The sequence below is a fragment of the Methanolapillus africanus genome (genome assembly GCF_032714475.1).
Taxonomy (GTDB): Archaea; Halobacteriota; Methanosarcinia; order Methanosarcinales; family Methanosarcinaceae; genus Methanolapillus; species Methanolapillus africanus.
On sequence record NZ_JAWDKD010000018.1, the window covers coordinates 193454 to 214347 of the forward strand.

Annotated in this window: 16 protein-coding genes; 6 read left to right on the plus strand and 10 right to left on the minus strand. The window is 45.9% G+C overall.

Translation table 11 applies throughout. The features are described from left to right. Positions 1-508: 508 nt before the first annotated feature. Together MsAg5_RS05460 and MsAg5_RS05465 are read right to left on the minus strand one after the other, a co-directional pair. Complete coding sequence (locus tag MsAg5_RS05460) at positions 509-2467, minus strand: ABC transporter ATP-binding protein (protein WP_338099613.1); 1959 nt, start codon at positions 2465-2467, stop codon at positions 509-511. Further along, on the minus strand, positions 2464-4266 hold the full coding sequence (locus tag MsAg5_RS05465) for an ABC transporter ATP-binding protein (RefSeq protein WP_338099614.1): 1803 nt from the start codon (positions 4264-4266) through the stop codon (positions 2464-2466). Before MsAg5_RS05465 ends, MsAg5_RS05460 begins: the two co-directional genes overlap by 4 nt. A gap of 260 nt (positions 4267-4526) precedes the next feature. On the opposite strand from MsAg5_RS05465, the gene MsAg5_RS05470 reads away from it, so the two are divergent. Both MsAg5_RS05470 and MsAg5_RS05475 read left to right on the plus strand, forming a co-directional pair. Then, positions 4527-5258, plus strand: a complete 732-nt coding sequence (locus MsAg5_RS05470; protein ID WP_338099615.1) for a 6-hydroxymethylpterin diphosphokinase MptE-like protein — start codon at positions 4527-4529, stop codon at positions 5256-5258. Positions 5259-5843: 585 nt separating this feature from the next. Next, on the plus strand, positions 5844-7100 hold the full coding sequence (locus tag MsAg5_RS05475) for a DUF373 family protein (RefSeq protein ID WP_338099616.1): 1257 nt from the start codon (positions 5844-5846) through the stop codon (positions 7098-7100). A gap of 407 nt (positions 7101-7507) precedes the next feature. On the opposite strand, the gene MsAg5_RS05480 is transcribed toward MsAg5_RS05475, so the two are convergent. Further along, positions 7508-7741, minus strand: coding sequence for a hypothetical protein (locus MsAg5_RS05480; RefSeq protein WP_338099617.1), 234 nt, complete (start codon positions 7739-7741; stop codon positions 7508-7510). 121 nt (positions 7742-7862) lie between these two features. Here MsAg5_RS05480 and MsAg5_RS05485 point away from each other — a divergent pair, with 121 nt between their 5' ends. Continuing rightward, positions 7863-9647 (plus strand): hypothetical protein, encoded by a 1785-nt coding sequence (locus tag MsAg5_RS05485; RefSeq protein WP_338099618.1) that lies wholly within the window; start codon positions 7863-7865, stop codon positions 9645-9647. A gap of 270 nt (positions 9648-9917) precedes the next feature. Further along, entirely contained in the window at positions 9918-11321 is a 1404-nt protein-coding gene (locus MsAg5_RS05490) for a DNA recombination protein RmuC (protein ID WP_338099619.1), read from the plus strand. 375 nt (positions 11322-11696) lie between these two features. Here MsAg5_RS05490 and purF read toward each other — a convergent pair whose 3' ends face one another. The 7 genes from purF to MsAg5_RS05520 all read right to left on the minus strand — a co-directional run bounded on the left by purF (position 11697) and on the right by MsAg5_RS05520 (position 18658). Continuing rightward, positions 11697-13133, minus strand: coding sequence for an amidophosphoribosyltransferase (gene purF / locus MsAg5_RS05495; RefSeq protein WP_338099620.1), 1437 nt, complete (start codon positions 13131-13133; stop codon positions 11697-11699). A 315-nt stretch (positions 13134-13448) separates the two neighbouring features. Further along, the gene (locus MsAg5_RS09390) at positions 13449-13778 is read right to left on the minus strand and encodes a type III toxin-antitoxin system ToxN/AbiQ family toxin (RefSeq protein WP_420846996.1); all 330 of its coding nucleotides are present in this window, start codon (positions 13776-13778) and stop codon (positions 13449-13451) included. Next, a complete protein-coding gene (locus MsAg5_RS05500; protein ID WP_338099621.1) occupies positions 13672-13998 on the minus strand; it encodes a type III toxin-antitoxin system ToxN/AbiQ family toxin in 327 nt (108 codons plus the stop codon). The genes MsAg5_RS09390 and MsAg5_RS05500 overlap by 107 nt, the downstream gene beginning before the upstream one ends. A gap of 348 nt (positions 13999-14346) precedes the next feature. Beyond that, the gene (locus MsAg5_RS05505) at positions 14347-14529 is read right to left on the minus strand and encodes a 50S ribosomal protein L37e (protein ID WP_338099623.1); all 183 of its coding nucleotides are present in this window, start codon (positions 14527-14529) and stop codon (positions 14347-14349) included. A 108-nt stretch (positions 14530-14637) separates the two neighbouring features. Next, positions 14638-14856, minus strand: coding sequence for an LSm family protein (locus MsAg5_RS05510; RefSeq protein WP_338099624.1), 219 nt, complete (start codon positions 14854-14856; stop codon positions 14638-14640). 308 nt (positions 14857-15164) lie between these two features. Then, positions 15165-16622 carry a bifunctional hydroxymethylpyrimidine kinase/phosphomethylpyrimidine kinase gene (thiD, locus tag MsAg5_RS05515; protein WP_338099625.1) on the minus strand — a complete coding sequence of 486 codons (1458 nt, stop codon included), beginning with the start codon at positions 16620-16622 and terminating at the stop codon, positions 15165-15167. 275 nt (positions 16623-16897) lie between these two features. Continuing rightward, positions 16898-18658 (minus strand): tRNA uridine(34) 5-carboxymethylaminomethyl modification radical SAM/GNAT enzyme Elp3, encoded by a 1761-nt coding sequence (locus tag MsAg5_RS05520; protein WP_338099626.1) that lies wholly within the window; start codon positions 18656-18658, stop codon positions 16898-16900. A 207-nt stretch (positions 18659-18865) separates the two neighbouring features. On the opposite strand from MsAg5_RS05520, the gene MsAg5_RS05525 reads away from it, so the two are divergent. Continuing rightward, the gene (locus tag MsAg5_RS05525; protein ID WP_338099627.1) at positions 18866-19855 is read left to right on the plus strand and encodes a 5,10-methylenetetrahydromethanopterin reductase; all 990 of its coding nucleotides are present in this window, start codon (positions 18866-18868) and stop codon (positions 19853-19855) included. Between the two features lie 167 nt (positions 19856-20022). Then, positions 20023-20538 carry a nicotinamide-nucleotide adenylyltransferase gene (locus MsAg5_RS05530; protein WP_338099628.1) on the plus strand — a complete coding sequence of 172 codons (516 nt, stop codon included), beginning with the start codon at positions 20023-20025 and terminating at the stop codon, positions 20536-20538. Positions 20539-20894 lie beyond the last annotated feature (356 nt).

The window sequence follows — 20894 nt, forward strand, 5'->3', positions numbered from 1 at the left end:
AGTTTGCACCTGCAGGCGACTGTTTTTAAATTTCAGTTTGCACCTACAGGTTACTATTTTTAAATTCCGGTTTGCACCTACGGGTGACTGTTTTTAGATTTTAGCTTGCACCTGCTGTTTCTAAAAATACAGAAGTTTTCTGGTCCGGTTTGCATCTACTGTTTTCTGACAATACAGATGATTCTGATCCGGTTTGTATTGTTACTGCTGTACCAATCCCATTTCATCGGATTCCGATAAAATCAAACGCAAAGCGTTTGATTTTTCGGGAGGGGTTGCTTGACATCATTTAATTTGTTGACTTAATTTTCCGCGACCGAAGGGAGCCATTCGCGCAGCGAACTTACGGAAACAACCTCACACAACCCATGAAAAATTCCGAGCGAAGCGACGGAATTTTTCGGTTGATCTTTCGGGAGGGATTGCTTGACATCTTCAAAAATCAACCCATGATTTTTAATGACTCAAACGAAATGTGTCGCTATAACGCGCGCGCACGAGGCAACGCTCAAACAGCCGTCACCACATTCGAACTGAATTTCCGCTCAACCTCAGCAAACGTCTCGTCCAGATTCGTATTCGAGAACTGGCTGTTGTACAATTCGGCATAGAAGCCTTTGGCGTCCATCAATTCCTTGTGCGTTCCCTTTTCGATGATTTTTCCTTTGTTCATCACAAGGATCAGGTCTGCGTTTTTGATTGTCGACAGACGGTGCGCAATCACAAAACTCGTCCGGCCTTTCATGAGCGTTTCCATCGCTTCCCGAATCAAACTCTCCGTTCTCGTGTCCACGTTGCTGGTGGCTTCATCGAGCAGCAGAATTTCCGGGTCGGACAGGAACGCGCGGGCGATGGTGAGCAGCTGCTTCTGGCCTTCCGAAATGTTGGACGCTTCCTCGTTGATGATGGTGTTGTAACCGTCCGGCAGCAAACGAATAAAACCATCGGCGTGCGCCATTTGGGCGGCGCGGATTATTTCGTCTTCCGTTGCGTTGTCGCGGCCGTAAGCGATATTGTCGCGAATCGTGCCGTTGAACAGCCAGGCGTTTTGAAGAACCATGCCGAAGAGGCTGCGAAGATCGCTGCGGCGCATCTTGGAGATGTCGACGCCGTCAATCAAAATTTGCCCGTCTTCGATTTCATAGAACCGCATGAGGAGGTTGAGCAGCGTCGTTTTGCCGGCGCCGGTCGGACCGACGATTGCAATCATGTCACCGCTTTTGGCGCTGAGCGACAGATCCGAAATGACCTGAATGTTTTTGTCGTAACCGAAATTCACATGCTCGAAAGACACGTTGCCGTCCGGGTTTTGGAGAAGAACGGCGTTTGCCGGGGCCGGATCCGGAATTTCTTCTTCCTCGTCCAGGAGACGGAAAATGTGCTCGGCGGCCGCGACCGTTGACTGAATGCTGTTGACGACGGCCGACAACTGAATAATCGGCTGCGTGAACTGTTTGGAGTAAAGCATAAACGACTGAACGCTGCCGATGGACATCGTTCCGCCGAGAACGAAAATGCAGCCGAAAATACAAATGACCACATAACCGACGTTTTGAACGAAATAAAGAACAGGCATCACAATACCCGAAATAAACTGGGATTTTTGACTGACAACAGTCAACTCGTCGTTGATTTTGTCAAACATCCCGGCAGATTCCTTTTCGCGTCCGAACGCCTTGATAATCTTGTGACCGGTATACATTTCCTCGATATGGCCGTTCATGCGCGCCGTTTGTTCCTGTTGTTTCCGGAAGTAAATCTGAGATTTGGACGCGATCACTTTCGTCAAATACGCGGACGCCGGAATCGTGATCAAACAAACCAGTGTGAGCAGCGGACTGATGTAAAGCATGATGAAAAAGATGCCGAGAATCGTCACCGCCGACGTGATCATTTGGATCAAACTCTGCTGAAGCGTGTTGCTGATCGTGTCCACGTCGTTGATAATCCGGCTCATCGTTTCGCCGTGCGTGTGCGTGTCGTAATATTTGAGCGGCAGCCGGGAAAGCTTGTCGCCGATATCATTTCTCAGATCCGAAACCGTCTTTTGAGAAACAACCGCCATCAAATACTGCTGCACATAACCGAACAAGGCGGAAGCTACATAAAGCGCCAGCAGCCACCAAATAATCCGAAGCAGCGCGTTGTCGTCAATGCCGCCGGTGCCGGCGGAAGACGCCGCAACGCCGTCGTACAAAACGTTGACGGCATCGCCGATGAGCAGCGGCGCCAACACCGTAAAGACGGTGCTGAGAATCGTCGCCAAAATCACAACAATGATGCTGAGGCGGTAAGGTTTCAGATATTGCATCAACCGGCCGAATGTCTTCTTGAAGTTTTTCGGCTTCTCGGCCGGAATATTCAAAGCGCCACGGCCGCCTTTGTAAAATCCGCCGCCTTTATCACCGCGGCCGCCGGAGGAGCCGCCCGGCGCTTGAGACGATGAACTCATTTGATCGGCGCTCATACGTCCACCTCCGCGCTCATTTGCTGAGAAGCAACAATTTCCTGATACACCTGACAGCTTTTCATCAGTTCGTCATCCGTTCCAATTCCGACGACGGCGCCGTTATCCAGAACAATAATCTTGTCGGCGTCTTTAATCGTGCTGACCCGTTGGGCGACAATCAAAACGGCGGCGTCTTTGATTTCCTTTTTGAGCGCCCGCCGCAGGTTGGCGTCTGTTTTGTAGTCGAGCGCCGAGAAATTATCGTCAAAAATATAAATATCCGGATGCCGGACCACAGCCCGCGCAATCGTCAGACGCTGTTTTTGTCCGCCCGACACGTTCGTGCCGCCTTGAGAAATAAACGAATCAAGCCCATCGTTCATCTTCCCAACGAAATCGTCCGCTTGTGCGACTTTGAGCGCGTTCCAAATTTCCTCATCGGTGGCGTCGCTTTTACCGTAACGGATATTTTCAGCCACCGTTCCCGAAAACAGAACAGCCGTTTGCGGAACGAATCCGATTTTTTGCCGGAGATCCGACTGCGGCGTCTCGCGGACGTCGCGGCCTTCAACAAAAACAGAGCCGCCGGTCACGTCGTAAAACCGCGGCACCAAGTTGATGAGCGACGATTTGCCCGCGCCGGTGCCGCCGATGACGGCAGCCGTTTCGCCGGGATAAACGGCAAAGGAAACGTTGTCCAAAATGTTTTTGTCGGAATCTTCAAAGTGAAACGACACGTTTTTGAACTCAATCCGTGCAACCGCGTCTTTTTGCGCCGACTTTTTACCGGATTTGATTCCTTCTGTTTCAGCATCCGGTTCGGTTTCAGCATCCGATTTCGTTTCGGCACCCGCAAGGTTGCTGTCTTTGATTTTCGGATCCACGTCCAAAATCTCGATAATTCTTTCCGCCGACACCTTGGCGCGCGGCAGGAACACGAAAATCATAGCGGTCATCGCGACCGAGAAGAGAATCATCATCACGTACTGAATAAAAGCCATAATGTCGCCGACGCTGATGTTTCCGCTTGCAACCCGGAAGCTGCCGAACCACAAAACGCCGATGACGGTCACGTTCATGATAATCGTCATGGCCGGCATGATAAACGACAAAATTTTGTTGACGCGCAGCGAAACATCCGTTAAATCCGCATTGGCGTCCCGGTAATTTTGGTTGGCCGACTCTTCTTTGTTAAACGCCCGAATCACGCGGACGCCGGTCAGCCGTTCCCGAAGCGTTAAACTGAGATGGTCCAGCTTCTTTTGCGTCTGCTTGAAAAGCGGCATGCACTTGCGGATAATAATGTAAATGAAGCCGAACAGAACCGGAATCGCCACCACAATGATGAGCGATAGAACCGGATCCACAAGAACGGTCATGACAACGCCGCCCAAAAACATCAACGGCGACATCACAAAAATACGAAGCAGCATGATTAAAACGTTTTGAATTTGATTGACGTCGTTCGTCGTTCGGGTGACCAAAGTCGATGTGCCGAATTTTTCAAACTCTTCCAGCGACAAGCTGTCCACTTTTGTGTAAATATCGCGCCGGAGGTCTCTTGAAAAACCGGCGGACGCTTTAGACGCATAATAACCGGCCGCCACCGAACTGACCATGCTGACGGCGGATAAGAAAAGCATCACAAGACCGATGGTGATGATATAGTTCATGTCGTTGCCGACAATGCCGACGTCCACCATATCCGCCATCAATTTCGGCAAATACAGCTGCGTCAAACACTGAATAAATGTCAAAAAGATCGAAACCGCAACAATCCAACGGAAAGGCTTTAAATAGCGGCTGAGTTCAATCATCCGGATTCTCCATTCGTTTTATTTTTATATTTAAAATTGAAATGAATTTAATCAATCGTTAAACGTATATGAAATGTGTCCAAAAAACCTTGAATGAACAAGGAGAAGAAACAAAAATTCAAGTAAAATTATCAAAATATATAATGGTGCTGTTACTTTTAGAGTGACAGATTTTTAAAGACGAGGATTATAATTCTGTTTCATAAAATCCCGCATATATAAATGAAATATAATAGTAGAACAAATTAAATTTGATTGATATGAACTTCAAAGATTGGGCGCCTTATTACGATAAAATTCTAGCCGTATTCGGTTTTTCAAAAGAAAACGACGAAAAATCCGCCGCCTGTTTATCGGATTATGTGCGCCAACATTTTCCGCCGGCAACCGACGTGCCGCTTTTTGAAATTCGGGGACGGGAAGTCATCGTTTGCGGAAATGCGCCGTCTTTGAAAGAGGAATGGAAGGCGTGGTCTTTGCGCGAACAAAAGAAACCGTCCGATCTGGTCGTCATCGCCGCCGACGGTGCCGCGTCTGTTTTGATGAAGTTGAACATCTGTCCGAATGTGATTGTGACGGATTTGGACGGACGGCACGAAGACGATGTGGATTTTGAGATTGACGCATATTCAAAAGGCGCAATCATTTTGATTCACGCGCACGGCGACAATTTGGATAAATTGACGCGTTATCTCCCGATTTTGAAACAGAAATCGTCCAAAGATTCTGTTTTGATTCCGACTTGCCAGTGCCGTCCTCCAAATAACATATACAATTTCGGAGGATTCACAGACGGCGACCGTTGCGTCTTTTTGGCAGAAGCGTTTAAAGCCGAAACCATTACGCTGCTTGGATTTGATTTTGAAGATCCTGATGTTTCGGCATTCAAAAAGAAAAAGCTCAACTGCGCCCGGCATCTGATTCAAGTTTTGAATGACAAAAGGATTCGAGACGGGAAAAACGAAATCCGGTATTTCCGGAAGTCAAATTAATAACTTAACTTTTTTTATAAACTTCAAGCAAGCCGTCCCGAAAAATCAAACGCTTTGCGTTTGATTTTCTCGAAATTCACTGAAATAAGATTAGAGTAGCAGCAGATGCAATTAGAACAGTTATTGACAGGTACAAATCTAAACTGTAAATGGTAAGTTCAAATCTAAAAATAGTCAACTGTAGGTGCAAACTGAAATTTAAAAATAGTAACTGTAAGGTGCAAATCGTAAGCTAAAAACTGTAAACTGCTGATACAATCTGTTCCGTAAATTGGAATGTACCAACCGATGGGAATCCATAAAATACAAACGCTATCGCGTTTGATTTTACGGGATGGTTTGTTAGACGTCGAAAAATTATCCGTCGGTTCTTAAAGACTCAAAATTAAAAATGATCGCCATAACGCGCGCGCCGCCGCCCGCCAAAAAATGTGCTCGGATTTTTAAAAGTTCAATTTTCGGATGGATGTCGCGGTATCAAACTATAAATATATTAGGAATAAATCAGATTTACATTTATTTCCAATAAATATCATTCCAATTCAATCATTCTCATTATTTTTCACACATTTCGGATTTGAAAAGATGGACACGCTTGTCATTTGTATTGACCGGGACAACGACCTCGGGGAAAAAGCCAAAGTGATTACGCCCGTGGTCGGGCGCGGCGCCAATATTACGGCGGCGGTCAGCTTGGCGACAGCCGATCCGGAAGACTCGGACACGAACACGATTTTTGGCGGCATTCATATTTTGGACGAACTGCGCAGTTTGGGCGTCGACGCCGAAATTGTGTCGTTTGCCGGCGACAAGAACGTCGGCACCATTTCCGACAAAAAAATCGCCGACCAGCTCGACGAATTTTTAAAGCGCCAGGAAGTCAAAAGCGCCATTTTCGTCTCGGACGGCGCTGAAGACGAATCTCTTCTCCCGATTGTTCAGTCCCGCATGAAAGTCGACTCCGTGCGCCGGATTATTGTGATGCAGAGCGAAAATCTGGAAAGCACCTACTACATGATTAAAAACTTCCTGCGCGACCCGAAGTTTCTTCAAACATTCTTCGTTCCGCTGGGTCTGGCCCTGATTATTTATGCGCTCGCGATGGCCGCCGGCTATCCGGGCTTAGCCATCATCGGAACACTTTTCATCGTCGGTTTGTACATGATTTTGCGTGCGTACGGTATGGACGACAACGTTTCCGTTTTCATGAACGACCTCAAGGAAGCGTTTCAAAAGCGCCACCTGTCGTTTATTACAACAATCGCCGCCATTCTGACGTTTGTCGTCGGAACCGTCATTGGAAGCTTGAGCGTGTGGGACGCCGGAAACCTGGAAAGCATCAACTATTACGGCGTCGTGTCGATGCTGTCCTTATTCATCAAACGGGCCGTTTTATGGTATGCCGCCTCCATTTTCCTGTGGATTATCGGCAAAATTTTCGACCGGATCGGCGCCAAAAAGGATTATCCGGATTTGGTCACGGAAATGCTGTTTACGCTTTCAGGAACTTTGTTGTTTTGGAGCGCCAGCAGTTATGTGCTGTCCGTTTCACTTACAGAATTGAATTACAACTTCCCGATCGAATATTTCGTTTACAGCGTCGTCTTAGCCATCATTATCGCGATGGCCGGCATTTACTTCTCGTTTGACTCAAAAGTCAGCAAGATTAAAAATGAAAAAGCAGAAGAGAAGAAACCGATTCCGGTTGAATCCAAACCCAAAACGGAAGAAAAGGTCGTGACCATTCAAATGAATTCGGACGAATCTGATGAAGACGACGACGAAGATGACGAAACGGACGAATCCGGACCGGTTTCAATTAACATTGGATTGAAAAACTGAGGTTTTTCAGTCCCGATTTTTTTATGTTATCTTTTTTTTGGTTTTTTCGCGGGCAGCCGGCGCGCGCGTTACGGCAACACATTTTCTTTTTGCATTTTCAAGAACGCGAGGGTCACTTTTTTTGTGTTTTTATTTTTTTAGTTTGAGTCTGATATTTCATAATCCCAAGAAAACCACCCCGTAAAATCAGATGCGAAGCATCTGTATTTTACGGATACCGCGAGATGCATTCTAATTTGCAGCACTGAGCTGAAAATCGGATTAGGAAGCAACTGTATTGTTAGAAACAGTGGGTGCAAACTGAAATTTGAAAATAGTCACCTGTAGATGCAAACTGAAATTTAAAAATAAGCAACTGTCAGTTGCAACACAGAATCTAAAAATACGGAACTGCAACTGCTGCCGGCTTAATTTGATTTTATAGCAATCCGCCAAGTTCCGCCCTCTTCACGCCTTCGGCGTTCAGAGGTCTGAACTTGCGGGATAACATTTGGGACAGTATTGTTACTGTATCTGCTGATATTGACTTGCAGCGTTTGCTGTATGCGCTGCGCCGACGCGCGCGTTATGGCGTCGGCTTTTATAAAATAAATCAAAAATGCAGCCTGTTTTTTCATTTTAATATTCGTTTTTATTTTCATTTTTGTATTTTCGCATTGAAATTTAATTGCATATTTATATCATGCTTTTGTTATTATTTTAGTTTCGATTTTAGTTTCGATTTCATAATCGTCTTCTTAATTTATTGTTTGGAGGTTTGACATGACTCTTGATAAAAACACACGTTTTATCCTCAGCCTGGTTCTCACATTAATAGCCGCCTTTGCGATCTTTTATTTCATTTTGCCGGCGATTAATCTTCGGTCCACCGCTTTTTACATGTATCTCATCATGGTGGCGGCCGCTTATTTGATCATCAGTCTGATTTTATCCGGCGCCGGCAACAGCGTCAAATTTAAAAAAGTGATGATGGACGACGGATCCTATAAGATGGTTTTGGATTTGGACGCAAAAAAGGAACGCGACAATTTCACAAAAGATCCGTACGACACGTACGACGCTAAAAAACCGTCCGCAACCGAGCGGTACGAATATGAAGAAACGGTGTACAAAACGCCCAAAAGATCCGATTGGAAAAAAAGCGCACCGATCATGATTATTATTGCTTTGTTCGCGATCGTGGTCGCCGGCAGTTTGCTGTCCGGACCGTTGATTTTCTCCCAAGAATACACGCAGCTGATTCAGATCGAAACCGGCAACTTCAGCGAAGAAGTGGCGGAAATTTCATACGACCAAATTCCGTGGCTCGACAAAGCGTCGGCGCAGCGCCTCGGCGACCGGAAACTCGGCGAATTGGCGGACATGGTGTCTCAGTTTGAAGTGGCGCCTGATTACACGCAAATTAATTTCCAAAACCGGCCGGTCCGAGTGACGCCGCTGGTTTACGGCGACGTCTTCAAATGGCTCAACAACCGGGAAAAAGGTATTCCCGGATATATTCAAATCGACATGGTGACGCAGGAAGGCGAAGTGGTCCGGCTCGACGACGGCATCAAATATTCCCGGTCGGAATATTTCTTCCGCAACATCGACCGCTACCTCCGTTTTAATTATCCGACGTACATGTTTGGCACACCGGTTTTTGAAGTGGACGAAGAAGGAAATCCGTATTGGGTTTGCCCGAAAGTGGTCAAAAAGATTGGCCTTTTCGGCGGCACCGACGTCGACGGTATTGTTCTCATCAATGCGGTCACAGGCGAGCATGTTTATTATGCGCCTCAAGATGTTCCGAGATGGATCGACCACGTATATCCGGCGGAACTCATCATCGAGCAATACGATTACTACGGCAGCTACAAAGATGGTTACATCAACTCGATTTTCGGACAGCGCGGCGTGACGATGACCACGGACGGCTACAACTATCTGGCGCTCAACGACGATGTTTACATGTACACCGGCATTACGTCGGTCAGCAACGACGAATCCAACATCGGTTTTGTTTTGGTCAACCAGCGGACGAAAGACGCGCGGTATTATTCGATTCCGGGCGCTCATGAATATTCCGCCATGGCCTCGGCCGAAGGCGCGCTTCAGCACTTGAATTACGACGCCACGTTCCCGCTCCTGCTCAACATTGCAGGCGAACCGACCTATTTCATGGCCATGAAAGACTATTCGAGCCTCGTCAAGCAATACGCCATGGTGAACGTGAGAAGTTACAACATTGTGGCAACCGGCAACACGGTGGCGGAATGTGAAGAGAATTATATTCAAAAATTGTCTCAAACTTCGGGATCCACAGCTGTGTCCACCCGGGGCACTAACATCACCGGCGTTGTGTCAGACATCCGGATTTCCGTGATTGACGGCAACTCTCACTACTACATCCAACTGGATAACGCCCCGAAATACTATGTCATTTCGTCCTCAGTCGACGCCCGCGTCGTTCTTTTGAACGTCGGCGATCATGTCATTTTGATTGCGGCCGAAACGGACAAAACGATTGAGCCGATCCGGTCTTTTGAGTGGGTCGGTACGGAATAAAAATTAAAAAATAATAAACAAAAAACAATAAACAAAAGCCGGTTCCTTTGAACCGGCATTATTCTAAGCCGGTTCCGCTGGATTTCTCAAACGGCAGCGGCGCCGGCAAGAACAACGAACGTGTTTTATTTCGGAATAAAACACGTCGTTTTTCTTTTTTCTTTTCTCTTTCTTCATAATCACACGTTACCCATTTTTGTTTTATTACTTTCACTCCGTGCGGATTACGACTTTATAATTTCCTTTCGTCCTCCATTTTGAGGCAACAAAATGGACACGGACACTTTAATTTTAGCAATGCTCGGACTCATCGCATTTCTGTTATTGATAAACATTTTTTTAACGGCAGCGCGTAAAAACCGAATTAATTCGAAGGATTTGGAAGACAGCCGGATGTTGGACGATTTGAAAAATTCGCTCTCAACTTCGTTGTCGTCGGACATTCGCGAACAAACGATTTTTGTACGGGATGAAGTCGGGCGGGAAATTTCCGGCATGGACCGGCGCATGCGCGAAGACCTCGTTGTCAACCGGGAAGAACTGGGAATGTCGCTCAAACAAAATCGGGCGGAACTCACTGATTTGTTTATCGCGTTCAGTGATTCCCAAGACCGTAAATTCCTCAGTTTTGAACTGAAACAAGCTGAACTCAACAAAACAATTGAAGAGCGGCTGGATAAAATTCGCGGCCTGACGGAACAAAAGATTGCGGAGCTTCAGGAATCCAACGCCAAGAAATTGGATGAAATGAAAAACGTGGTCGATGAAAAACTCCAGGAAAGCGTGGAGAAACGGTTCAATGAATCGTTTAAAGGCATCAGCGACCGTTTGGACGAAGTGTTCAAAGGCCTCGGCGAAATGCAAACCCTCGCCGTCGGCGTCGGCGATTTAAAACGGGTGCTGACAAACGTCAAAACCCGCGGCACGTTCGGTGAAATCCAGCTCGGGACGCTTTTGGATCAATTCCTTTCCCCGGAACAATATGAGAAAAACGCCGCCACCAAACCCAAAACCACCGAACGGGTCGAATACGCGATTCGTCTGCCCGGAAAGGATAACGGGGATGGAGCGGACGGAAAAATCGGAAACGGATCAATTCTTCTGGCGATTGATTCCAAATTTCCGATCGAAGATTATCAACGGCTGCTTGACGCCTACGATAATTGCCCGGACGAGATTGACTATTATGCGAAGCAAGTGGAAAACGCCGTTCGAAAAAACGCGAAAGATATTCGGGACAAATATATTAATCCGCCGTATACGACGGATTTTGCGATCATGTTCATTCCGATTGAAGGACTGTACGCTGAAATCTTGCGCCGCCCCGGACTTTTTGAATCCGTTCAGCGCGATTACCAAGTGGCGATTGCCGGACCGACGACATTGGTGGCGTTTTTAAACAGCCTTCAAATGGGATTCAAAACGCTCGCCGTTGAAAAACGGACCGGCGAAGTTTGGAAATTGCTCGGCGCCGTCAAAACCGAATTCACCAAATTCGGAACATTGCTTGAAAAAACGCGGACAAAACTGGATGAAGCGGCCCGTGTTTTGGACGACGCGGATTCCAAAACAAGAAACATTACCCGTAAACTTCAAAAAATACAGGAATTACCGCAAGAAGAAACGCGGCTGCTTCTGGAGAATCCGGATCAGTTGGAGGATATTGACATTTGAATGTGCTGATTGTAACGGCGGGTTCCAACAATACAGCTGATTCCGGATCCGATTTGTACCTTCAGTTTACAGTTCCGATTGCATCTGTGTTGCGATTCCGATTTGTACCTGCAGTTGACAGTTCAGATTGCATCTGCGTTGCAATTCCCAATTCCGAGCATCGGAATCCGATTAAACAGACGCGAAACGCGTCTGTTTAATCGGGATGGTTTTCTTGACATCGGTAAAAATCAACCCACAGATTCGCATGTCTAAACGAAATTTGTCGCCATAACGCGCGCACGGGGCAACGCTCAAAAAAAAAGAAATGAAAACAGAAAAAGAACAAAAAGAAAAACAAAAATAAATACAGAAAAATCAGGAGATGAAATAACTTTATTTCAAATCCTGAACCGGGATGAAATCATCCACCCGGCATTGTTTCCGGCAGCATTTTTCGCCTGGAATATCGACCGGATACTGTTCGGTGACGCAGCCGAGGCAAAGCCGGCTTTTGTCGATGCCGATCGCTTTGACGAGACCATCGATGCTGAGGTAACCGATTGTATCCGCGTTGACCGCTGCGCAAACGCCTTCAATGGTTTTGTGAACGGCGATCAATTCGTCGCGGGTCGGCATGTCAATACCGAGGTAGCACGGACCGATGATCGGCGGACTGGCGACTCTTAAGTGAACTTCTTTGGCGCCGGCCCGTTTAATCATATCGATAATCCGGCGGGACGTTGTGCCGCGAACGACGCTGTCGTCCACCAAAACCACGCTGTTGTCTCTCAAATTGTCGTTGATGGTGTTCATTTTCAAACGAACGGCCATTTCACGGGCTTCTTGAGACGGCAGAATAAAAGTACGTCCGATGTAACGGTTTTTCATCAAGCCTTCCAAATATTTGATTTTGGATTCGCGGGCATAACCGATGGCGGCCGCAATACCGGAGTCCGGAACCGGCGAAATGATGTCGGCGTCGGCCGGATGTTCCAGAGCAAGCTGCTTTCCGATCCGCTCCCGGGCGGCGTAGACCAATTGGCCGTCAATGATGGAGTCGGGGCGCGCCAAATAAATAAATTCAAAAATACAGTGGGCTGCGACATCTTCTTTGTTTGTTTGGTAGCTTTCCACTTTGCCTTCTTTGGTAAAGGCGAGGATTTCACCGGATTTGACGTCGCGGACAAATTTACCGTTGATGGCGTCAAGCGCAACACTTTCGGAAACAACGGCATAACCGCCGTCGATTTCGCCGTAGCAGAGCGGTTTGATGCCGAACGGGTCGCGAACGGCATAAAGGTCGCCGTTAATCATAATCACCAAAGAATAAGAACCGTTAACCCGACGCATGACATTTTTAATCGCGTCGACGGCGCTGTGTTTGAGGAGTTCTTTCACCAAAAGAAGCGCAATCACTTCAACGTCCAAATCGGTTGTAAAAATACGTCCTTCCGATTCAAGTTCGTCTCTTAAAAGAGCCGCATTGACCAAACTGCCGTTGTGGGCCAAAGCAATGGTGCCGCCCTTGAAATTTAAAACGAAAGGCTGGCAATTTTCAAGATTATGCGTCCCTTTGGTCGCGTTTCGAACATGTCCGACACCGACATATCCGAGCAGATCTTGAATTTTTTGTTTAGAATAAGCTTCGGACACGAGTCCCATGCTTTTAATGGATTTGGATTTGGAACCGTCAAAAACAACAATTCCCGTTGAATCTTGACCACGGTGCTGAAGCGCGTAAAGCGCGTAATAAAGTTTAAAAGCGACAATATTCGTCGGCGGCGCCGGATCATGTAAAATAGCGCCCGCGACACCACATTCTTCTTTCAAGGAGTACCACCCGGAAGTAATTTTTTATCAAGATATTTATCTTCGGCATGAAAAAATAAATTTTTCGATCCGGTCAGATGACGATTCCGATCTCTTTCGTTTTTCAAGATAATACAATCAATAGACTGTTTCCGAACAAATATGTTACGGACAAAAAGGAATATTATTTTGTCCTATTTTAATTTAATTTTCACTAATGTTCATCAAGCATCAAGCCGAAAATGAGTGAACAATTAACAACAGGTTGTGAAAAACATAACGAAAAATGATGAAATATCAGAAAGTTAACAATGCCGTTCGGATATTTTGAATAAATTATTTTATCAACGCGCATTGTGGAATTTTATTAATTTTACAATAATTCAAACATTGCTTCTCCAATGTAGTAAAATCACAACATCTGGTTTTTAAACTTTGATGTGGCTCGCCCTCTGTAATTCTGTAATACAAGCGACGAGCATTGTTAAGAATAATAGATTTATTTTTTAAAGAGTTACACCATGAAAGTTGCTTCTGTAAAAGATTTTTGTAATTCAATTCATCTTTTGTATTGGTCGGCAATGATGAGATATCGACTTTTGTGAGTAAATACTCCGGAACAGGAATCCATATTATTAAAATTGATAGCACCACACTCCCCATCATTTATTTTCAAAAAATCAATGGTATTCTCCATATTTTTGTGCTTGTGCTTCGGAGAAGTTAAAGATGCATAATAATGAAAATCATTGATTGTAAAGACAATACCAATAAATGGGCGGTCGGTTTTTGAAAAAGTGTTATCCGGAACTCGATGATCAAATTGATACAAAAAATTACAATAAGATGAGTCAATTGTGAAAAAGGATAGCCTATCGGTTGTCATAATATATTCCTCTTTTTTAGAATAAGGGTGGCAGGCATTTCACCTGCCACTTTTTTGGTTCCCACTTAAAGGTAGGGTACACCCGCTTTTTTGGTTCTCACTTAAGGGTAGAGTACACCCGCTTTTTTGGTTCTCACTTAAGGGTAGAGTACACCCGCTTTTTTTGAGATAAGAATAGACAACCGTAAAGAATTGCAATAAATGATACATCCAAAGATTATATAACATTTTCGAAATTAAGAGTGAATCTAAAAAATATAAAAAAGTTGATTATTTCAAAAAAAAAGGCGCATGAAACCATGCGCCTTTTCATATTCTTCATTTTGAATGATAATTTCTGCAAGAAGATTACCAGTCGCCGTTCAGGCCGGACTTTCTGACCCACTTGTAGTTTCTGAGTTTGGCGGATCTGCCAAAGCCGCACGAAACACACTGTTTGGTGTGGATGTTAAATGATGTGCTGCCGCATCTTCTGCATTTCATGTGCGTTCGTTTTTGTCTCTGACCCATTGAGGGCGTTCCTTTAACCATTTTATTTCACCTTAAGTTGAATTTGTAAATTGAATAAATGTCATTTGAATTGACGTTTAGAATGACGTGTAAATTGAATCATTGATTATAAAATTGACGGCATTGGTCTTACGGTGAAACGTAGACGATGTTGTCGCCGCGGACAATCAAACTCGGGTATTTCTTGACGCAAACGCCTTCTTTCAATTCTTCGGCATTGTCCAGAACGAGATTCATGTGAATATCGTATCCTTTTAATTCTCCTCGAAACTCGCGTCCGCCCTTTAAGCGTGCGATAACCGGCTTGTTTAAAGCGTCATTTAAAACATCAAGAGGTCTGTTTGTCATAATATTTTGCCTCAGTTAAAACTGGATCAATGAAATAATGAAAGATATTTATGAAGAGTTGAAACAACAAGGAGTAATACAATTAATCCTATATAATTCTCTTCCCAAAATCTGTCAAAATAGGAATCTGTGTAAGAAATGAATGAATATATTTAAACGTATCCCAAAAAAGCAGGTTCAATACGTTTTTAACCGCCTGTTTGCCGCCTCATTCGCAAAGTCTTTTGGATTTGTCCGTCCGATTTGAAAAAGACCGGCTCAAAAAAAATTATTTGGAAAATAATTTTGAAAATAATTTTGAAAAACAATTATTTTCGAAATAACTCTTGGAGCATGTCGCAAATCCGAATAATTTTAAGAGCCGCGTCGACCGCGTCCGTTCCGAAAACCCGGATGACCGCTTCTTTGCCGACATCGCCCGCATCATAAATAAGATCCGGAACAACGTCGCCGTTCTTGGAAATGGCGCTCACCGACCCCCATTCTTCTTTGCGGACGTAATTTTTCGGCTCGTCCTCCCTTTTGAAAAAGAGGTTCGTATAACCGGCTTTTTGAGACGCTTCGAGAATGAGCGGCGAATATTTTAAATTAATACATGCCCGGACGGCCGGGTCAAATTTTTGAGCCGCGTCGACGGCTTTCATCAAATGCGTGCCGGACCCGAACGACGGAAAACCGACCGCTTTCACCGACGTAAACGCGCCTTTACGGTCATGAACTTTATGAATCCGTCCCGGGAACGCGGCGCCGGTTGACAAAAATGTTCCAAACGCGTCCGAATCTTTTAAAACGAACGGATGCGTCGGCGACGGATAAGCATCGGCCGCATAATAATTTTCAATCGTCGTGTTTCTGTAAATATCGGGAACAGTCATGACAATATTGGTGCCGACCTCCGGAATCAACTGCGGAAAAACAGTGCTGTTCTTGAGCAGATCAAAAGCGGACAGAATATTTTCAATGACGAGCGCCCGCTCACGGAGAAGATTGGCGTATCCGGCCGGGTTGACCGGCGGCACGCCGTTTCCGACTTTTTCGGAATAGGAAATCGCGTCGGTGACAAATTTCTTCGTCATCCGGCAGGCAACGGGGAACGGATAGCCGCGCGCCAAATGGGCGACCAAAGCGGATGAAAATGTGCAGCCGGTCCCATGAGTTCCACCGCTGACGAAGTTTCCGGGAAGAACGGTAAACACGCCGGCAGCAGAATCATAAATCGTATCGGACGCATCTAAATGACCGCCGGTGACCACCACATATTTGACGCCGGTTTTGGCAATTTCAATGGCGGCAGCTTTAGCGTCTTCCGGCGTTTCAATTTTGACGCCGGACAGAATTTCCGCTTCCTTGATGTTCGGGGTGACGGCAAAAGAGACCGGCAGAAGGCTTTTTTTCATCCAGGAAACGGCGTCGTTTTGAAGAAGAGCGCCGCCGGCTTCGGCCGACATGACGGGATCGACCACCAGCAAAATCTTATTTTCCGACACTTTTTTGGCGACCGCTTTGACAATATCCGAAGAGGAGAGCATGCCGGTTTTGGCAAAAGAAACCGCCATGTCCGAACAAACCGCATCGATTTGAGATTCAATGACCGGAACCGGCAAATCGAATACGGATTTAACGCCGGTCGTGTTTTGAGACGTCACCGAAACGATGACGCAGGCGCCGTGGACGCCCAACGTTGAAAAAGTTTTAACGTCCGCTTGAATGCCCGCGCCGCCGCCGGAATCGCTCCCGGCGATTGTCATAACAACCTTTTTTTTCACAAAACCCCCCCGTTTCAGAAAAATTATCTTAAAACCAGAAAATCAGATGATGAACAATGAATTATGATTGAATATATAAAATAAAATCAAAAACTATATGAACTCTTCCGACCGAATCCACATTTTTTGAAAAATATAAAAAATAAATGAAAAATATTAGAATTCAATTGGTTGAGTTCAGTTGTTTGAATTCAGTTGTTTGAATTCAGTTGTTTGAATTCAGTTGTTTGAATTCAGTTGTTTGAATTCAGTTGTTTGAGTTCAGCTGTTTGAATTCAGTCGTTCAAGTTTTTCGTCATGTAAGTGCCGTCAAACTCGTAACCGTATTTCCGATAGTATTCCCGAACACCAATGCCGCTGATGACGGAGATTTTGGAAAATCCACCGTCCGCCGCAATTTCTTCCGCTTTTTGAATCAGTTCCTTGCCATATCCGCGGTGCTGCCAAGTTCTGTTTTTCTCTGTTTTTTTAGCGGATTGATTATCGACCGATTCGCCGATCGGCGTGAGTGAACCATACACGTGCAGTTCCCGGGTCAGCGCCGCATTTCTCAATTCGGGACGGTGGGGCGCGTTTGGAAAACGAAGCCGGAGGAATCCGATTAAAACGTCCGCCACCGGATCTTCAAAAGAAATAAAGTGTTCCGTTCCGCCGCAGCTGTCGTATTTTTCAACCATCAGCTCAATATTTTCCGGATGGGGCGGATTTTTCTTGAGAATATTGTGGCCGACTTCACGGCAGCGGATGCATTGACATTTTTTGCCGCGGGCGTGCAATCTTTCTTCCGCCAGCTGCCGGACATTGCTCTTTTTGATGCCGGCCAGAATCTGATTGGCGGGAATGTCGCGCTGAATCCGCTGCAGACGCGTCCATTTCGGCAGAATTTCTTTGATTTGGGACACCAGTTCAGGACCGTTGGCGTCGTCGAGCGGCTTATAGTCACCGGCCTGCCACAGGTCGCACAGTTTCGTTCCTTCTGTCACCAGCGTCGGATAAATCTTAAGGTAGTCGGGTTTGAAACCGGGATCGGAGAAGAGTGTTTTGAATCCCTCAATGTCGCGGTCCAAATCGGTATCAAAAAGCCCGGGCATCATGTGAAAACCGACTTTAAAGGCGCTGTCCCGAAGGCGGCGGTTGGCGTCAACCGTTTCCGCAACGGTGTGTCCGCGGTTCATTTTGAGCAGAACGTCTTCATAGACGCTTTGAACGCCGAGTTCCACTTTTGTGCCGCCGATTTTTAAAAATTCGTCGATATGTTCTTCTTTCGCCCAATCGGGACGGGTTTCAAGCGTCATGCCGACGTTTCGGACGTAAGCGGTTTCATTGGCTTTTTGGACGTCCTCAAGCGTGATGTACGGTTCGTAAGAATCGTGATTACCGGACCCGATTTTTTGAACATTTCGGCGCCATTTCGGAATATGATTTTGGCTTTCAGATTGCAAATCCGCATCACCGGACAAATCCATTCCGTCTTCAAAATCGTTCATCGCTTCCAAGCATCTTTTAACAAACCATTCCTGGTAGTCGATGGTTCGGGCGGAAAAGGTGCCGCCCATAATGATAAGCTCCGCTTTGGTGACGTCGTGACCGATGGTCGCCAGCTGCCGGAGCCGGGAACTGACTTGATTGTACGGGTCAAAGTGAAAATCAAAAGCACGCATAGCTGCCGGCTCTTTGCCCATGTAACTTTGCGGGGAATGGAAATCGGAATCCGGACCGCCGGGGCAGGGAATACACTGACCGTGCGGGCAGGGCGCCGGCGACGTCATGGCCGCCAAAACGGCGACGCCGGAGATTGTTCGAACCGGTTTTCGCTGAAGAATGTCGCGGACGGCTTTTTGTTCGTCCGGATTGCCGCGCAAAATGATATCGCCGTTGCTCGGCAGGGTTTTAAGGCGGTAAGCCTTGCACACATTTTTCTTGACGCGCATGAGATCGTTTTCGGTTTCGATTTCTCCGGAGAGAACCTTTTCCAAAACCTCACGGCACGCTTTGTTGAACAGTGCGTCCGATTCGTCGTATTCCTGATAACTCATTTTTTGAATTCTCTGATTGATTAGATGGTAATGCGGTAATTGATAATTTGATTGTAATTATGGTAATTATGGTAATTTTGATGATTTGATAATATTTGGTGAGTTGATGATTGTTTGTCTGAACTGAAATATCAACTCATAAATAAATATATAAGTTCTATGACGTTAGAGAAGTAAGAAAAATATCATTTAAAAGGAAGTATAAAAATGAAATTCGGAATTGAATTTGTCCCGAACGAGCCGGTTTTGAATTTGGCGTCTTACGCCAAAACCGCTGAGGACGAGGGCTTTGAATTTGTCTGGGTGACGGACCATTACAACAACCGGGACGTTTTTGCGACGCTCACCGTTTTATCGATGGCAACCAACCGTATTCAACTCGGCGCCGGCGTCACCAACCCGTATACCCGAAATCCGGCGTTAACGGCGTCAGCGATCGCCACCGTGAACGACATTTCCGGCGGGCGCGCCGTTCTCGGCGTCGGCCCGGGCGACAAATCCACTTTTGACGCGCTCGGCATCGCCGGCGAAAAGCCGTTGTCCACGATTCGAGAATGCGTCGGCGTTTACCGGGAGTTGTTTGCCGGCAAAAATGTGTCAACAGCCGGTGAAAACGTTCAATTCAAAGGCGCTCATTTGAATTTTGTCAAAAAAGACGCCGCCCCGATTCCGGTTTATGTGGGCGCGCAGGGCCCGAAAATGCTGGAAATGGCGGGCGCCGTTTCGGACGGCGTTCTCATCAACGCGTCCCATCCGGATGATTTCAAGCAAGCGATGCCTCAAATTCGTGCCGGCGCCGAATCGGCCGGACGAAATGCCGGCGATCTGGACATTGCGGCTTACACATGCTTTTCCATTGACGCGGACGCAGACGCCGCCAAAAAGAAAGTGATTCCGGTGGTCGCGTTCATTGCGGCCGGCGCGCCGGACGCGATTTTGAGCCGGCACGGCATCAATCCGGAAATTAAAAAGGAGTTGGGCGCCGAGATTTCCAAGGGGAACTTCAAAGCGTTAAATGATTTGGTTTCCGATCAGATGGTGGACAAATTTTCGATTGCCGGCGATCCTGAATTTTGTGAAAAGCGGATGAAGGAATTGGAAGAATCCGGCGTGACCCAAATGGTTGCCGGGTCACCGATCGGCATTTCCAAAGAGAAGTCAATCAAAATGATCGGAAAAATCATGAAAAACTTCTGACATCAAATTTAAAATAAAAACAACATAAAAAAACAACATAAAAAAACAACATAAAAAAACAACATAAAACAAAAACAACAATCAAACAAACCAAAACATAATTGAAATAAATGAATCCATTAAAATAAAAAAATTCGTTTGCTTAAAAAAAGGAATCGGGGAAAAAGATGAAGCGCGCCTTTTATGTCGGTCGTTTTCAGCCGTACCACTACGGCCATGACAAAATAATCAAAATGATTGCGGAAGAAGTAGATGAGATTGTCATCGGCATCGGAAGCGCCCAAAAAAGTCATTCCGTCACGGATCCGTTTACGGCCGGCGAACGTGTGGAGATGGTTCGAAAAGCCTTAGAAGATTTTCCGGTTCGGACGTACATCATTCCGCTCCAGGACGTCGAATTCAACTCTTTATGGGTGTCGCACGTGAAAGCGATGTCTCCGAAATTCGACATCGCCTATTCCAACAATCCGTTAGTGATTCAGCTGTTCATGGAAGCCGGCATTGAAATCCGCAGACCGCCGATGCATGAGCGCGCCAAATATTCCGGAACCGTTATCCGAAAACTGATGATCAACGGCGAACGAAAGGATTGGGAACAACTGCTCCCGGAAACCGTTGTCGAAGTCATTGATGAAGTGAACGGCATCTGCCGCATCAAACGGGTGGCTGGGAACGATCAGTAACTTTTTTTCTATTTTATTTCACTTTTTCTTTTTTTCATTTTTTCAGCAGGCAGCGGGCGCGCGCGTTACGGCAGCACTTTTTGTTTTGCGTTTTTAAAAACAAGAGGCTGTTTTTTGAAAATGTCAAAAAACGACCCATTTTTTGAAGATGTCAAGCAAACCATCCCGTAAAATCAAACGCGATAGCGTTTGTATTTTACGGATACCAATCTGCAGATACAATCTGAAATTACAAACAGCAGGTGCAACCTGTACCGTAAACTGAAAATTAAATTAAAAAATAGTTAACTGCAGGTGCAATCTGTACCATAAACTGAAAATTAAATTAAAAAAATAGTCAACTGCGGGTATAATCT

Coding starts and splice junctions, on each gene's coding strand:
- MsAg5_RS05460 (WP_338099613.1), bottom strand. CDS start 2,467: ATGAGCGCCGATCAAATGAGTTCATCGTCTCAAGCGCCGGGCGGCTCC.
- MsAg5_RS05465 (WP_338099614.1), bottom strand. CDS start 4,266: ATGATTGAACTCAGCCGCTATTTAAAGCCTTTCCGTTGGATTGTTGCG.
- MsAg5_RS05470 (WP_338099615.1), top strand. CDS start 4,527: ATGAACTTCAAAGATTGGGCGCCTTATTACGATAAAATTCTAGCCGTA.
- MsAg5_RS05475 (WP_338099616.1), top strand. CDS start 5,844: ATGGACACGCTTGTCATTTGTATTGACCGGGACAACGACCTCGGGGAA.
- MsAg5_RS05480 (WP_338099617.1), bottom strand. CDS start 7,741: ATGAAAATAAAAACGAATATTAAAATGAAAAAACAGGCTGCATTTTTG.
- MsAg5_RS05485 (WP_338099618.1), top strand. CDS start 7,863: ATGACTCTTGATAAAAACACACGTTTTATCCTCAGCCTGGTTCTCACA.
- MsAg5_RS05490 (WP_338099619.1), top strand. CDS start 9,918: ATGGACACGGACACTTTAATTTTAGCAATGCTCGGACTCATCGCATTT.
- MsAg5_RS09390 (WP_420846996.1), bottom strand. CDS start 13,778: ATGATGGGGAGTGTGGTGCTATCAATTTTAATAATATGGATTCCTGTT.
- MsAg5_RS05500 (WP_338099621.1), bottom strand. CDS start 13,998: ATGACAACCGATAGGCTATCCTTTTTCACAATTGACTCATCTTATTGT.
- MsAg5_RS05505 (WP_338099623.1), bottom strand. CDS start 14,529: ATGGTTAAAGGAACGCCCTCAATGGGTCAGAGACAAAAACGAACGCAC.
- MsAg5_RS05510 (WP_338099624.1), bottom strand. CDS start 14,856: ATGACAAACAGACCTCTTGATGTTTTAAATGACGCTTTAAACAAGCCG.
- MsAg5_RS05520 (WP_338099626.1), bottom strand. CDS start 18,658: ATGAGTTATCAGGAATACGACGAATCGGACGCACTGTTCAACAAAGCG.
- MsAg5_RS05525 (WP_338099627.1), top strand. CDS start 18,866: ATGAAATTCGGAATTGAATTTGTCCCGAACGAGCCGGTTTTGAATTTG.
- MsAg5_RS05530 (WP_338099628.1), top strand. CDS start 20,023: ATGAAGCGCGCCTTTTATGTCGGTCGTTTTCAGCCGTACCACTACGGC.